Origin of the sequence: Rhodobacter capsulatus (assembly GCF_052363175.1) — a bacterium.
GTDB lineage: Bacteria > Pseudomonadota > Alphaproteobacteria > Rhodobacterales > Rhodobacteraceae > Rhodobacter > Rhodobacter capsulatus_D.
On the sequence record NZ_CP198946.1, the window covers coordinates 877,427 to 891,201 of the forward strand.

Annotated in this window: 16 protein-coding genes and 1 pseudogene; 11 read left to right on the forward strand and 6 right to left on the reverse strand. The window is 64.1% G+C overall.

Annotation, left to right across the window (positions count from 1 at the left end; translation table 11 throughout):
• Nucleotides 1-48: 48 nt before the first annotated feature.
• Nucleotides 49-720 (reverse strand): glutathione S-transferase family protein, encoded by a 672-nt coding sequence (locus ACTTAI_RS05090; RefSeq protein WP_444454725.1) that lies wholly within the window; start codon nt 718-720, stop codon nt 49-51.
• A 151-nt stretch (nt 721-871) separates the two neighbouring features.
• Between ACTTAI_RS05090 and ppk2 the strand changes: the two genes are divergently transcribed.
• The 5 genes from ppk2 (at nt 872) to ACTTAI_RS05115 (ending at nt 5,238) form a co-directional block, all read left to right on the forward strand.
• A complete protein-coding gene (ppk2, locus tag ACTTAI_RS05095) occupies nt 872-1,906 on the forward strand; it encodes a polyphosphate kinase 2 (protein WP_444454726.1) in 1,035 nt (344 codons plus the stop codon).
• A gap of 10 nt (nt 1,907-1,916) precedes the next feature.
• The gene (locus tag ACTTAI_RS05100; protein ID WP_444454727.1) at nt 1,917-2,567 is read left to right on the forward strand and encodes an SAM-dependent methyltransferase; all 651 of its coding nucleotides are present in this window, start codon (nt 1,917-1,919) and stop codon (nt 2,565-2,567) included.
• A 117-nt stretch (nt 2,568-2,684) separates the two neighbouring features.
• A complete protein-coding gene (locus ACTTAI_RS05105; RefSeq protein ID WP_444454728.1) occupies nt 2,685-3,137 on the forward strand; it encodes a c-type cytochrome in 453 nt (150 codons plus the stop codon).
• 58 nt (nt 3,138-3,195) lie between these two features.
• A complete protein-coding gene (locus ACTTAI_RS05110) occupies nt 3,196-3,783 on the forward strand; it encodes a cytochrome b/b6 domain-containing protein (RefSeq protein WP_444454729.1) in 588 nt (195 codons plus the stop codon).
• 42 nt (nt 3,784-3,825) lie between these two features.
• Entirely contained in the window at nt 3,826-5,238 is a 1,413-nt protein-coding gene (locus tag ACTTAI_RS05115; RefSeq protein WP_444454730.1) for an MATE family efflux transporter, read from the forward strand.
• On the opposite strand, the gene ACTTAI_RS05120 is transcribed toward ACTTAI_RS05115, so the two are convergent.
• The 3 genes from ACTTAI_RS05120 to ACTTAI_RS05130 all read right to left on the reverse strand — a co-directional run bounded on the left by ACTTAI_RS05120 (nt 5,195) and on the right by ACTTAI_RS05130 (nt 8,055).
• Entirely contained in the window at nt 5,195-6,325 is a 1,131-nt protein-coding gene (locus ACTTAI_RS05120) for an NAD(P)/FAD-dependent oxidoreductase (protein ID WP_444454731.1), read from the reverse strand. The two genes, ACTTAI_RS05115 and ACTTAI_RS05120, sit on opposite strands and share 44 nt — an antisense overlap.
• Nucleotides 6,326-6,400: 75 nt before the next feature.
• A complete protein-coding gene (locus ACTTAI_RS05125) occupies nt 6,401-6,826 on the reverse strand; it encodes a hypothetical protein (RefSeq protein ID WP_444454732.1) in 426 nt (141 codons plus the stop codon).
• A 26-nt stretch (nt 6,827-6,852) separates the two neighbouring features.
• On the reverse strand, nt 6,853-8,055 hold the full coding sequence (locus tag ACTTAI_RS05130; RefSeq protein ID WP_444454733.1) for a pyridoxal phosphate-dependent aminotransferase: 1,203 nt from the start codon (nt 8,053-8,055) through the stop codon (nt 6,853-6,855).
• Between the two features lie 126 nt (nt 8,056-8,181).
• Here ACTTAI_RS05130 and ACTTAI_RS05135 point away from each other — a divergent pair, with 126 nt between their 5' ends.
• From ACTTAI_RS05135 to ACTTAI_RS05150, 4 genes are all read left to right on the forward strand, one after another.
• Complete coding sequence (locus ACTTAI_RS05135) at nt 8,182-8,454, forward strand: FAD assembly factor SdhE (protein ID WP_444454734.1); 273 nt, start codon at nt 8,182-8,184, stop codon at nt 8,452-8,454.
• A 134-nt stretch (nt 8,455-8,588) separates the two neighbouring features.
• Nucleotides 8,589-9,083, forward strand: a complete 495-nt coding sequence (locus ACTTAI_RS05140) for a MarR family winged helix-turn-helix transcriptional regulator (protein ID WP_444455697.1) — start codon at nt 8,589-8,591, stop codon at nt 9,081-9,083.
• 127 nt (nt 9,084-9,210) lie between these two features.
• On the forward strand, nt 9,211-10,374 hold the full coding sequence (locus ACTTAI_RS05145) for a serine hydrolase domain-containing protein (protein ID WP_444454735.1): 1,164 nt from the start codon (nt 9,211-9,213) through the stop codon (nt 10,372-10,374).
• Nucleotides 10,375-10,386: 12 nt separating this feature from the next.
• Nucleotides 10,387-10,755, forward strand: coding sequence for a DUF2237 family protein (locus tag ACTTAI_RS05150; RefSeq protein ID WP_444454736.1), 369 nt, complete (start codon nt 10,387-10,389; stop codon nt 10,753-10,755).
• On the opposite strand, the gene epmA is transcribed toward ACTTAI_RS05150, so the two are convergent.
• The gene (gene epmA, locus ACTTAI_RS05155) at nt 10,743-11,792 is read right to left on the reverse strand and encodes an EF-P lysine aminoacylase EpmA (RefSeq protein ID WP_444454737.1); all 1,050 of its coding nucleotides are present in this window, start codon (nt 11,790-11,792) and stop codon (nt 10,743-10,745) included. The genes ACTTAI_RS05150 and epmA overlap by 13 nt on opposite strands.
• A 98-nt stretch (nt 11,793-11,890) precedes the next feature.
• Between epmA and efp the strand changes: the two genes are divergently transcribed.
• Entirely contained in the window at nt 11,891-12,460 is a 570-nt protein-coding gene (gene efp / locus ACTTAI_RS05160) for an elongation factor P (protein ID WP_444454738.1), read from the forward strand.
• 215 nt (nt 12,461-12,675) lie between these two features.
• On the opposite strand, the pseudogene irrA reads toward efp, so the two are convergent.
• Nucleotides 12,676-13,086, reverse strand: a pseudogene (gene irrA / locus ACTTAI_RS05165) (iron response transcriptional regulator IrrA); the annotation flags it as partial.
• Nucleotides 13,087-13,243: 157 nt separating this feature from the next.
• Here irrA and fabA point away from each other — a divergent pair.
• Nucleotides 13,244-13,753 carry a bifunctional 3-hydroxydecanoyl-ACP dehydratase/trans-2-decenoyl-ACP isomerase gene (gene fabA / locus ACTTAI_RS05170; protein WP_444454739.1) on the forward strand — a complete coding sequence of 170 codons (510 nt, stop codon included), beginning with the start codon at nt 13,244-13,246 and terminating at the stop codon, nt 13,751-13,753.
• The last annotated feature ends 22 nt before the right edge of the window (nt 13,754-13,775 follow it).

The window sequence follows — 13,775 nt, forward strand, 5'->3', positions numbered from 1 at the left end:
GCACCCCCGGCGTATTTTCCCCAAGAAAAAGCAGGAGCGCGGGCTTGGTCACGCCGGTTCGGCGGCGCGTTTCTCCATCAGATCGCGGAAGGCCGGGCGGCTCTGACACAGGTCGAGCCAGCCGCTCAGACGCGGGAACTGCGCCATCAGATGGGTGTGGGCCTGCGCATAGCGCACGATTTCCGCCATGTTGATGTCGGCCACGGTGAAGCGCCCGCCGACCATGTGGCTATGCGCGCCCAGATGGGTTTCAAGCGCCTTGAACGGGCGTTGCAGCTGCGCCGAGGCGGCAGCGATCTTTGCCTCGCCATTTTCGGTCGCGGCCTCGCCCTTGGCATAGGCAAAGGAAATGTCGAGCGCGGGGCTCTCGATCGCGGTGGCGCCGTAAAGCGCCCATTGCAGCATCTGCGCCTCTTCGCGCAGGTCTTTCGGGGCAAGCGGCCCGCCCGCCTTCTTCGCCATGTAAAGGTTGATCGCGAGCGATTCCGACAGCACCAGCCCCGCATCCTCCATCACCGGGATCGCGCCCGCGGGCGAAAGCTTCAGGAATTCCGGGGTGCGGGTGTTGAAGGGAGCCTCGGGATGGGTGGGGTCGATCCCCTGCGCCTCGAGCCGATAGGCCTGGATGACGGGCTTCAGGTGCCAGTCGAGCCCCAGCTCGGTTGCGGCCCAAATGTTGCGCGTCGCGCGCGAGCGATACATGCCATAAAGTGTGATCATCGGTCCCTCCTGTTCGGGTTCAGACTGCGCCGGGCGCGGGGCGGAGGGAAGCCCGAAAATGCAACCGTCGGATGACGGTTTGTTGACACGTATCAAGGCGATATTCATCCTTTCGTGGGAGCCTTCTCTGCGACAACAGGGAGGGTTGCCTATGGATGATCACGTCACTGTCGCGGCGGCCGAGGCCGTATCGGACTCGCCGCAACGCACCGAGGTCACGCCCGTCGCGACGCCTGATCCCGTCACCCCCGAGTCCACCCCCGAACCGGCTGCGGGCGAAAGCGCGGCGCTGTCCGGGCCGCGGGAATTTCCGACGCTTGATGCCAGTGCAATCCGGCTGGCGTTCGAGAGCGGCAAATATCCCTATCCGCATCGCCTTGGTCGCGTCGCTTACGAGCGGGAAAAGGCGCTGTTGCAGGCTGAATTGCTGAAAGTGCAGCGCTGGGCGCAGGAGACGGGCGAGAAATTCGTCATTCTCTTCGAGGGCCGCGATGCCGCGGGCAAGGGCGGCACGATCAAGCGCTATACCGAACATCTCAATCCGCGCTTTGCGCGGGTGGTGGCGCTGAACAAGCCTTCGGACGAGGAACGCGGGCAATGGTATTTCCAGCGCTATGTGCGCTGGCTGCCGACGGCCGGGGAAATGGTCTTCTACGACCGCAGCTGGTACAACCGCGCCGGGGTCGAGCGGGTGATGGGCTTCTGCACGCCGAGCGAATATCTTGAATTCATGCGTCAGGCGCCCGAGTTCGAGCGGATGCTGGTCCGCTCGGGGATCCGGCTTTACAAATACTGGTTCTCGGTCTCGCGCGAGGAGCAACGGCGGCGGTTCACCGAACGCGCCACCGATCCGCTCAAGCGCTGGAAGCTCTCGCCCATCGACATGGCCAGCCTTGATAAATGGGACGATTACACCGAGGCGAAGGAGGCGATGTTCTTCTACACCGACACCGCCGATGCGCCCTGGGTGATCATCAAGTCGAACGACAAGAAGCGGGCGCGGCTGAACTGCATGAAGCACTTCCTGTCCTCGCTCGACTATCCGGACAAGGATCTGTCGATCGTCACCCCGCCCGATCCGTTGATCGTCGGTCATGCGAGCCATGTCGTGCATGGCGCGGCGCATATCCTTGCGAGCGCGCAACACCCCGAAAAGCGTGGGCTTGCAACGCGGACGAAAGCGTGAAGAGACTTGCATGACGCCCCACCCCCGGCCCATCCTGTGCCGGGGCAACGGGGGCATCATCATGTGGGACGAGCGCTTTTCGGGCGAAGAGTATTTTTACGGCACCGAACCAGCGGGGTTTGTCGCCGCGCAGGCCTGGCGGTTGCCGCGGGGGGCGCATGTGCTCTCGGTGGCCGAGGGCGAGGGCCGCAATGCCGTGTGGCTCGCCGCACAGGGGTTGTGCGTTCATGCGCTGGATGGTTCTGCTCCCGCGCTTGTGAAAGCACAGAAACTGGCGGCGCAGCGGGGCGTCAGCATCACCACCGAACGCGCTGATCTGGGCCGGTTCATCTGGCCGGTCGGCGCCTATGACGCGGTCTTCGGCGTCTTCATCCAGTTCGCGCCGCCCGCGCTGCGCACGGCGATGTTTCGCGGTATGGCACAGGCGCTCAAACCCGGTGGGCTTTTGTTTTTGCACGCTTTTTCGGTGCGTCAGCTGGTCCATGCCTCGGGTGGGCCGAAGCTGGTGGAGCAGCTCTGGACCCTCGATCTGCTGCGCGAGGCCTTTGCGGGATGGGAGGTTCGGCATCAGGGCGATTACGATGCCCTGCTCTCCGAAGGGCCGGGGCACAGCGGCGCCGCGGCGCTGATCGACTTCATCGCGCGCAAGCCCGCAAGATGAGGATACCCTGTGACGTCGTCACAGACAATTTATTGCGTCACGCATAGACGGAACGGTGTTCGTCGTGCGTGTAATGCGCTCGATGCTACTGACCCCAACCCTTTCAGGAGATGACGCATGCGCAAAATCCTTCTTGCCCTTCCGGTGGCGGCCCTCGCGCTGGGCACCGTGGCCTATGCCTCGGATGCCAAAGACGTTCTTGAGGCCCGCGAGGCCTATTTCAAGTCCCTCGGCAAATCGATGAAGGCGATGATGGGCGTGGCCAAATCGTTCGACGCCGAAGCCGCCAAGGCCGAAGCCGCGAACCTCGAGAAGATCCTGGCCACCGATGCCGGGCCGCTGTTTGCGCCGGGCACTTCGAGCACCGACTTCCCCGGCGAGACCGAAGCGAAAGCCTCGATCTGGTCGAACATGGACGACTTCGGTGCCAAGGGCAAAGCCATGCACGAAGCCGGTGCCCAAGTGATCGCCGCGGCCAACGCCGGTGATGCGGCCGCCTTCGGCGCGGCGCTGCAGAAGATGGGCGGCACCTGCAAGGCCTGCCACGACGACTATCGCGAAGAAGACTGATCTTCCTCGGGCGGGGGGGAACCCCCGCCTTTTCCCTTTCAGGTGAAGGTGTTCCCCGATGACCGACATGACCGACAGCCCCGCCACGAGCCGCCCGATGATCTGGGACCCGCTGGTGCGGGTGTTCCACTGGGCGCTTTTTCTGTGCGTCGTCTCTGCCTGGCTTCTGGGGGAATTCGGACCCGACATCATGACGCTGCATTTCTGGATTGGCTATGCGGTGGGGGGGCTGCTTCTGCTCCGCTTCCTGTGGGGCTTTGTCGGCACCCGCACGGCGCGGTTTTCGAATTTTGTCACCGGGCCGGGGGCGGTTCTGCACTATGCGATGACGCTGCCCGCCCGCAAGCCGAGCCACACGCCCGGCCACAACCCGCTGGGCGGCTGGTCGGTCGTCGCGATGCTGGGGGTGCTGGGCCTGCAGGTTGTCACCGGGCTCTTCAGCGCCAGCGTCGATGATTTCGTCTTCGGGCCGTTTTCGGACCTCGTGTCCGAAGACATGAACACGCTGATGCTCGATATCCACAAAGCGCTGGCCCCGGTCATTCTGGCGCTGGTGGCGCTGCATGTCGGCGCGATCTGGTTCTACAAGATCTGGAAGCGCGAGGATCTGGTGACGCCGATGATCACCGGCCGTCGGCGCGACTGAGCCATATGGACGGCGGGCGCGGCTTCGGTTAGCGTCCAGACAATGAACCAGACAGTCAAAACCGCTCCCGCAGGGCAATCCGGCCTTGCCGAAAATATCCGTGCCACGCTGTTTCTTGGCCTGCCGATGGTGGGTTCGAGTATCGCGCAGATGGCGCTTCACGTCACCGATACGATCATGCTGGGCTGGTATGGCGTGCCTGAACTGGCCGCTGTCGTGCTCGGCTCGTCGTTCTTCTTCTTCCTCTTCATCCTTGGCTCGGGCTTTTCCTATGCGCTGATGGGGCGGATTTCCGCGGCCCTTGGCGCGGGAAATGTCACGCAGCTGCGCCGCGACACGCGGATGGGGCTTTGGGTCTCGATCGGCTACGGGCTGGCTGCGATGCCGGTGATGTTCGCCGCCGGGCCGATCCTGCTCGCGCTCGGGCAGAACCCGCATCTGGCCGAGCTTGCTGCCGAGTTCCTGCGCGTGGCCGCCTTCGGGCTGGTGCCTGCGCTCGTCGTTGCGGTGCTGCGCGCCTATCTGAGCGCACAAGAGCGCGCGCAGGTGGTGATGTGGGTCACCGTGCTGGGCGTCGGCGTCAACATCCTTGGCAACTGGGCCTTTGTCTTTGGCCATTTCGGCGCGCCCGAGCTGGGCGTGGCCGGGTCGGCGCTGTCCTCGGTGCTGGTGCAGATCACCTCAGCCGTTTTGCTGGCGGCCTATGCGGCCCGGCACCCCAAGCTGCGCGCCATCGGCCTATTCACCCGCTTCTGGCGCCCGGATTGGGAGGCTCTGGTCTCTGTTGTCCGGCTGGGTCTGCCCGCGGGGCTGACGCATCTTTCCGAGGCCGGGCTCTTTCAGGCCTCGGCCTTGATGATGGGCTGGATCGGCACGGTGCAGCTTGCCGCGCATGGCATTGCGCTTGAACTCGCCTCGCTCACCTTCATGATCCACATGGGGCTGTCGAATGCGGCGACGGTGCGCGCGGGCCATGCCTTCGGGGCGGGCGAGCCCGCGCGGCTCAGGGCAGGGGCAAAGGCGGCGGTGCTGATGTCGGCGGTCTTTGCCGGGCTGACGATCGCGGCTTTTCTGCTTTTGCCGCAGACGTTGATCGGGCTGTTCCTCGATCGCACCAAGCCCGAGGCGGCCGAGATCCTGGTCTTTGGCGCGCAACTTCTGGCGGTCGCCGGGCTCTTCCAGCTCTTCGATGCGGCGCAGGTGATGGCGCTGGGCTTGCTGCGCGGCGTGCATGACACCCGCGTGCCGATGGTGATCGCCACGATCAGCTATTGGCTGATCGGCGTGCCCGCGAGCTACATTCTGGCCTTCCGCTTCGATCTGGGCGGCATCGGGCTGTGGCTCGGACTTGTGATCGGCCTGGCTTGCGTCGGCGTCACGCTGATGGTGCGATTCTGGCGCGGTCCCTGGCTTAGCGGAACGCCCGCAGATAATGGCGCTCGTAGAGCCGCTTGAGCCAGTGCAGCGGTTTCATCGCGGGCAGGACAAGGTTGATCTTGCCGCGGCGGAACACCAGCATGCCGGTGTCAAGGCTGTCCATGATGCAGATGAGTTCGGGCAGGAAAGGCGTCTTCGGGGCCTCGCCCTTCTCGATTGCAGCGATGTTGGCGGCAATCGCCTGCGCCTGCAGATCGGCCTGATGCGCCTGTTTCGGCAGCCAGTCCGGCCCGGGGTAGGACCCCGCGTCGCCCGCCACCCAGACGCCCGGTTTTCCCTCGACCCGGCAAAGCGCATCGGCCACGATCATCTTGCCCGGGGAAAGCGGCAGATCGGTGCCCTCGAACCAGGCAAGCCCGGTCATGCCGGGCTGGAACAGGATCAGATCGGCCGCGATCTCTCCGGCCTCCGTCACTACCTTGTCGGGCTCGATCCGCACCATCTTGGCACCCAGATGCGTTTCGATGCCGCGTCGTTTCATCTCGGCCAGAATGCCATCGACGGCCTTTTCGCCGAGCCGCTGCCCGGGTCGGGGCGAGGGCGAGAAGAACACCAGCTTGAACCGGTCGCGGCGCATCTGCTGGCGTAACAGCGTTTCGAGGATGAACATGTATTCGAACATCGGCCCGCCGCGGATCGCGCCGGGCTCGTTCGGGTTCGTCGCCATGCCGATGGCGACGGTGCCACCCTCGAGCGCATGGAACCGGTCGGAAATCGCCTGCGCCGGGGCCAACCCCTCGCAGGGGATGATCGCATGCTCGATGCCCGGCAGCTTGCGCAGGAAGCGCGCGCCGGTGGCGATGATGATGTGATCGCCCGCAATCACCTGCCCGTCTTCGGTGGTGACGCTGCGCGCGCGGGCATCCATGCCGGTGACGGCGGTCTGCAGGAACCGCACCTTGTGGCGGCTCAGGAACGGGGCGAGCGGGATTTTCAGCTCTTCTGCCTCGCGCAGACCCGGCGGCATCCAGATCGCCGAGGGCAGGTAGTGCAACACGTCGCGTGGCGAGATCAGGGTGATCTCGGCCTTAACTCCGCGTTGCCGCAGCCCGCGCACGGCGGTCAGCGCCGCAAAGCCCGATCCGAGGATGACGATATGGGTCATGGGTGCCGCCTTTACATTCGATTGTGTGAATGTATTGCTAGCGCAGAGCCGACCCCTGGCGCAAGCAAAAAGGGCTCACCCTTGCGTGTCGCCTTCGGGCCCGGCCTTCATCATCCGTTCGGCCTTTTTGCGCACCAGGACCGAGCGCAGGTCATGCATCGCCAGAAGCAGCGGATCGGTCACTTCCTCCAGCTGCGCATCGGTGGCCTTCGACTGCACCCAGTGCGTCGTCAGGTTCAGGTGATCGACCGCGCGCAGGATGTCGTCGATGTCGCGCGCGGCCAGAAGCGCGATGCGCTTCGCCATCCAGGCCTCGATCTCGCGCAGGTCGCCCGGTGTCAGCTTGCGGTCGCCCTGCGCCTTGATCTCGCCGTTCTTGACGTTGACGACGGCGATCTGGTCCATCTCGATCCGGCGCTGCCGGTTCTCGGTATCGACACGAAAGACCGCCGCGCCATTGTCGCGGATGCGAAAATAATACTCCGGCAGGTCACCGGCCATCGCACACTCCCCGGGCCGTTTTGGCCTTATTTCAGCCCTTCGCAGAAGGTCTTGATCCGCGCGCAGGCGTCGCTCAGTGCCGCGTCAGAGGTAGCGTAGCTGATGCGGAAGGCCTGCGAAAGGCCGAAGGCCGCGCCGAAGACGACCGCCACCCCGGTTTCCTCCAGAAGCGCCGTGGCAAAGGTTTCGTCATCGCGGATCGTCACCCCGGCGGCCGAGGTCTTGCCGATCAGCCCCGCGATCGAGGGATAGACATAGAAGGCGCCCTCGGGCGTCGGGCAGGTGATGCCGGGGCACTGGTTCAGCGCGGCCACCACCAGATTGCGGCGCCGTTCAAAGGCGATGCGGCTCTCAGTGATGTAATCCTGCGGCCCGTTCAGCGCGGCGACGGCGGCATATTGCGAGATCGAGCAGGGGTTCGAGGTCGATTGCGACTGCACCTTGGCGATCGCCTTGATCAGATGCTCGGGGCCGCCCGCATAGCCGATCCGCCAGCCGGTCATCGCATAGGCTTTCGAGACGCCGTTGCAGGTCAGCGTGCGGTCGTAAAGCCCGGGCTCGACCTGCGCCGGGGTGGTGAAGGTAAAGCCACCGAACACCAGATGTTCATACATGTCATCCGACATCACCCAGACATGGGGGTGACGCAGCAGCACCTCGGTCAGCGCCTTCAGCTCGTCGCGGGTATAGGCCGCGCCCGAGGGGTTCGAGGGCGAGTTGAAGATGAACCACTTCGTCTTCGGCGTGATCGCGGCTTCCAGATCGGCGGCGTTGATCTTGTAGCCCGCCTCCATCTTGCCCTCGACAAAGACCGGGGTGCCGCCCGCAAGCAGCACCATGTCGGGGTAGCTCACCCAATAGGGCGCGGGGATGATCACCTCGTCGCCCGGGTTCAGCGTCGCGACGAGCGCGTTGAACAGCACCTGCTTGCCGCCCGAAGCGACGGTGATCTGGCTCGGCTTGTAAGACAGCCCGTTTTCACGCTCGAACTTCGCGCAGATCGCCTTTTTCAGCTCGGGAATGCCGTCGACAGCGGTGTATTTCGTCTTGCCCGCCTCGATCGCCGCAATCGCCGCCGCCTTGATATGGGCGGGCGTGTCGAAATCGGGTTCACCCGCGCCAAGGCCGATCACGTCGCGACCCGCCTCGGACAGCTCGCGGGCCTTGTTGGTCACCGCGATGGTGGGCGAGGGTTTCACGCGCGCAAGCGTATCGGACAAAAAGGCCATGGCGGGCTCCTGTTCTGGGTCGCCTCTCCTTACGCGGGGGGCTGCAAGCGATCAAGGAAAACGCTGTTGACGGACAGGTTTGACGGGTGCAAGGCAGGCACACGGACGGCAAAGGAAGGTCGGATCATGAGCGAAACGCACGAAGCCCGGATCAAGCGGATGAAGATGCGCAGCTGGCGCCGGGGCATCCGCGAGATGGATCTGATTCTTGGCCCCTATGCCGATGCAAAGCTTGAACAATTTGACGCAGCTGCGCTCGATCTGTTCGACACGCTGCTCGAAGAGAATGATCAAGATCTTTACCCCTGGTTTTCGGGGGCGCAGCCGTGCCCGCCACAATATGTTGATTTGTTTGCGGAAATCTCGACCTTCATGCAGGGCAAGCTGCACAAGGCGTGACGAAACGGTTCCCGCGGGATTTGTGACGAATTTCCGTAACATCCTGCGGGTTTAACTGTATTTTCGGGTTTTGCCGTCAAAGTGATCGCAAGGAAGCGAGACTGGCGGAGAACCGAATGTCATTTCAAACCCCGATGAAAGCGCCCGGAAGCGAAGAAGGCGCTTCTCCCGGTATCATGTCCTGCTATCTGGACAGTCTGTCTCTGGTCGAACGTCTGCATCGTCTGCTTTTGGACGTGATCAAGGATGAATTCGAACGGCTGGGGATTCTGGAGATCAACCCGGTGCAGGCGCTATTGCTGTTCAACATCGGCGAGAACGAGGTGACGGCGGGCGAGTTGAAAACCCGCGGCTATTACCAAGGCTCGAATGTCAGCTACAACCTGAAGAAGCTGGTCGAATGCGGCTACATGCATCACCAGCGCTGCGAGATTGATCGTCGTTCGGTGCGGGTGAAGCTGACGGCAAAGGGTGTCGATCTGCGCGAACGGGTCACGGCGCTTTTTGAACGTCACGCCAAGGGCATGGATGCGCGCAACGTGATCACCCTTGACGCGATGGACGAGATGAACCGCACCCTGCGCCGGATGGAGCGCTACTGGTCGGATCAGATCCGCTACATCTATTAAGGGCTGACGCAGCGGCAGGCTGTACGGCGCCGCTTGCCCCCGGGGCAGGCGGCGTGCTTTCCTTTGCGGGTCCGGCGGGCGATCAGGCGCTCGGGCCGGGCGGGCCGATCCGGCTTGGGGAAGGAACATGCGGCGTTTTCTGCGCATTGGCTTTCGCGTTTTTCTGGTTCTGCTTGTGCTGGTCGGGGCCGCGGCCTTCGTGAAGCGCGACGACATCACCCGGCTGATGGCGGTGCAGACGCTGTTCGACGAAACCCGCATCGTCGAGAATTTCTCGCATATGGACCGGCTGTTCCATTTCCGGGTGCTCGACCGCGGCACCGGGCCGGTCTCGGCCTTGCCGATGGGCCCGCAAGAAACCCTGCCGCCCGAGACCGAGGCCTGGGTCACCCGCCGCGCGGTGACGGCGCTCGTCATCCTGCGTGATGGCCAGATCACCTATGAGAACTATTACAAGGGCACCGGCCCCGAGGATCTGCGGATCAGCTGGTCGATGGCGAAATCTGTGCTGTCGGCGCTTTTCGGGACGCTGGTGGCCGAGGGCAAATTCCCCGATCTCGATGCGCAGGTGGTCGATTTCGTGCCCGCGCTCAAGGGCTCGGCCTATGAGGGCACGACGATCCGCGATGTGCTCACGATGTCCTCGGGCGTCGGCTTTGACGAAGACTACATGAAGTTTTCCAGCGACATCAACCGTATGGGCCGGGTGCTGGCGCTGGGCGGGTCGATGGACGGCTTTGCCGCCTCGCTCAAGACCCGGGCGACGCCGCCGGGCAGCCACATGCATTACGTCTCGGTCGATACGCATGTTCTGGGCATGGTGATCAAGGGCGCGACCGGGCGCGACCCGGTCGATCTGATGGCCGAGCGGATCATCGTGCCGATGGGGCTCGAGGCCAGCCCCGAGATGCTGACCGATGGCGAAGGCACGGGCTTCGTTCTGGGCGGGCTCAACCTGCGCACCCGCGACTATGCGCGCATCGGGCAGATGTTCCTGCAGCAGGGGGTCTGGAACGGCAAGCAGATCGTGCCCGCCGATTGGGTCGCGGCCTCGACCGCGCATCAGGCGCGTTACGGCGCGGGCTATGGCTTCCAGTGGTGGGTGCCGAAGGACAATGCGCAGTTCGGCAATGACTACATGGCGCAGGGGATCTACGGGCAGTTCATCTATATCAACCCCGCCCGAAAAGTGGTCATTGCGGTGAATGCGGTCGATCTGGGCTTTGCCGCGGCGGGCGTGACCGACGAAAACCTTGCGATGTTCCGGCAGCTGGCGCAGGCTGGCGGCTGAGAGGGGGATCACATGGAAATGGAACCTTCGGTCAATGTGCTCGGCGGGCCGCTCGAACCCTGTTCGATGCAGCCCAAGACCGGCTTTTTCCGCGACGGGCATTGCAACACCTGCTGGGAGGATCGCGGGCTGCATTCGGTCTGCGTGGTGATGACGGCGGAATTCCTCGCCTGGTCCGCCTACGTCGGCAATGATCTCTCTACGCCGCGGCCCGAGCACGACTTTCCGGGGCTGAAGCCCGGCGATCGCTGGTGTCTTTGCGCCAGCCGGTTCCTGCAGGCGCATGACGAGGGTTGCGCCCCCGAGGTCCGTCTTGCCGCCACGCATCAGCGCACGCTGGAAGTGGTGCCGCTCGACGTGCTGCGGCTTTACGCGATCTGATCCGAGACCGGCGTCCAGATCACATCGTCGATCCGCGGCGCCGAAGTGGCCAGCATCACGAGCCGGTCAAAGCCCATCGCAATGCCGCTCGCCGCGGGCATCTGCGCCAGCGCCGCCAGAAAATCCTCGTCGATCGGGTAGCGCTCGCCATAGATGCGGGATTTTTCCTCCATCTCGGCCTCGAAGCGCAGGCGCTGCTCGGCGGCGTTCGTCAGCTCGCCAAAGCCGTTCGCCAGTTCCACCCCGCAGGCGTAAAGCTCGAACCGTTCGGCAACGCGGCCATCATCCGGGGCAGGGCGGGCGAGCGCGGCTTCCGCCATCGGATAGCGATCCAGAATCGTCGCCCGGCCGTGGCCCAGATGCGGCTCGACCTTTTCGACGAGCACCTTCGAGAGCATGAGCGACCAGGTGTCATCGTCGCCGACCTTGATCCCCGCGGCACGGGCCTGCGCCCGCAGCCCCTCGGCGTCGGTGCTGCCATCGGCGTTGCAAGTGACGAGAAGGTCGATGCCTGCGTGGCGCTGAAACGCCTCGGCGACCGACAGCCGCTCGGGCGCGGCGAAGGGATCGCACGCATGCCCCTTGTAGCGCAGCACGCTGCTGCCCGCGGCCGTTGCGGCAAGGCGCAGGAAATCGGCGCAATCCTGCATCAGCACGGTGTAATCCTCGCCCACCCGATACCATTCGAGCATGGTGAATTCGGGCGAATGCAGCGGCCCCCGCTCGCGATTGCGCCAGACATGGGCAAAGGCGGCGATCCGGGTTTCGCCTGCCGCGAGCAGTTTCTTCATCGCGAATTCGGGCGAGGTGTGCAGATACATCGGCACGCCCGCCCCATCATTGCCGATCGCGGTGGTGGCAAAGCCATGCAGATGCGCCTCGTTGCCGGGGCTGACCTGCAGCGCCACCGGATCGACCTCGAGGAAGGCGTGATCGGTGAGCCAGCCGCGCAAAGCGGCCTGAATGCGGGCGCGCGCCAGAAGCGCCGGGCGGCGGTCGGCGTGACGGGAGGGGCTCCACCAGGGCGTTTGGCTCATTTTTGGGGCTTTTTGCTGGAAATACGGCTCGCGATGGTTTAGGCGCTTCGCCATCCGGGCGCCAGAGCCTGTCTTAGACCCCATTCAAGGAACCTCAAATGGCCAAAGTCATCGCCTCTTCGCTGCGCAAGGGCAACGTCGTCGACATGGACGGCGTGCTTTACATCGTGCTGACCGCTGAAAACATCCACCCGGGCAAGGGCAACTCGGTGACGCAAGTCGAGATGCGCCGGATTTCGGACGGCGTGAAGGTGTCGGAACGCTGGCGCACCGTCGACAGCGTGGAAAAGGCGCATGTGGACGAGAACGAATTCGACTTCCTTTATGAGGATGGCGAGGGCTTCCACTTCATGAACCCCGAGACCTACGACCAGATCACCGTGTCGGAAGATGTGGTGGGCGACGCCAAGGTGCACCTGCGCGACGGTATCCGCGTGTGGATGCTGACCCACGAAGGCGTGGCGCTGTCGATCGAACTGCCGCAAAAGGTCACCGTCGAAGTCGAAGAGACCGAGCCGGTGGTGAAGGGGCAGACCGCGTCCTCGTCCTACAAGCCCGCGATGTGCACCGGCGGTATCCGCGTCATGGTGCCGCCGCATATTGGCGTTGGCACGAAGATCATCATCAACACCGCCGACACCTCCTATGTGGAACGCGCCAAGGAGTGATCCTGCGGACCCGCGACGATCATCAGGCACCCTTCGGGGTGCCTTTTGGTTTGGGTTTCGCCGCGCTTGCGCGCGGCGACCCGCCGCCGGGGGCTCCGCCCCCGGACCCCCAAGGTATTTGAAGCAAGATGAAAGGCGGGGGGGGCGTTGGCGGCAAAGAAAAAGCCGGGAGCTTGTCCCGGCCTTGTTCGCGGCGTTTCGTCCCGGATCAGATCCTTTTTCAGCCGGATCACCACATCGACGCGGCTGACCTCGGTCCCTTCCGGGGCTTTCGGCACGCGGACAAGTTCGAGTTCCTCGACCGGGGCATCGGAAATCCGGTTCTCGCCTTCCCAGAAGAAATGCGGGTGATCGTCCATGCGGGTGTCGAAATAGCTGCGCCCGGCATCGACGGTGATTTCATGCATGATGCCTGCGTCGCAAAACGCGCGCAGCGTGTTGTAGACGGTGGCGAGCGAGACCTTTTCCCCGGCGTCGCGGGCGGCGGCGTAAAGCCCCTCGGCGGTCACATGCCGGTTCATCCCGTCGCCGACCAGAAGCGACGCCAAGGACATCCGCTGCCGGGTAGGCCGCAGCCCGCCCGCGGCGAGCCAGCGCAGTCCACGTTCCTGAGCCATCGTCTTCATGATCGAAAACCCTTTTTCCCTGTAACTATTATAAGTTGAACTGGTGCCATATTTCAACGGGATTCTGACGCACCCCCGGGGGCGGGGGCGGGCCTTGCACCTTCGGGCGGGGGGGTGTTAGAGGAAGGGGGACAAGACCTTGGGGGGGGAAACGCCGATGTCACTCTATCCGACAAGCTTCGGCAAGGAAGATCTGCTCAAATGTGCGCGAGGCGAGCTCTTCGGGCCGGGCAATGCCCAGCTTCCGGCGCCGCCGATGCTGATGATGGACCGCATCACCGAGATTTCGGAAGATGGCGGGCTGCACGGCAAGGGCCATGTGGTGGCCGAATTCGACATCACGCCCGATCTGTGGTTCTTCGACTGCCACTTCCCGGGCAACCCGATCATGCCGGGCTGCCTTGGCCTTGACGGTCTGTGGCAGCTGACCGGCTTCAATCTGGGCTGGCGCGGCTGGCCGGGGCGGGGCTATGCGCTGGGCGTGGGCGAAGTGAAGCTGACCGGCATGGTCCGCCCCGACCGCAAGATGCTGACCTACAAGGTCGATTTCACCAAGGCCCTGCAGACCCGTCGTCTGACCATGGGCGTGGCCGACGGCATCGTCGAGGCCGATGGCGAAGTGATCTATGTGGTCAAGGACATGAAAGTCGCTCTCTCCGAGAGCTGATCCAAGCAAGACAGGAGGCCCC